A 250-nucleotide genomic window follows, 5' to 3' on the forward strand; every position below is an offset into this window, starting at 1 on the left:
GCATTACGGCCGCGCGGACGGCCTCACGGTCGGCACCGTCGTCCAGATCCTGCCGGCCGGCGCCGGCGCCTGGATCGGCGGCGGGAATGGGCTCATGCATTTCGACGGCACCCGCTTCACGCCCGTCGCGGGCCGCAACGGCGAGCCGTTCGCCGGCATCACGGGCATGGTGTTCGCGCGCGACGGCATACCCGGGGTCGCGCAGCGACGACGGCACGCTGTGGTTCACGACGATCGGCGGCGTGTACGG

At 73.2% G+C, this 250-nt stretch carries 1 protein-coding gene; it reads left to right on the forward strand.

What is annotated here, in order from left to right; all coding sequences use genetic code 11:
- The coding region (locus ACEN88_RS35885; protein WP_413347153.1) for a hypothetical protein at positions 1-250 on the forward strand (250 nt) is incomplete at both ends.

Origin of the sequence: Massilia sp. CT11-108 (assembly GCF_047302915.1) — a bacterium.
GTDB lineage: Bacteria > Pseudomonadota > Gammaproteobacteria > Burkholderiales > Burkholderiaceae_D > Telluria > Telluria orientalis.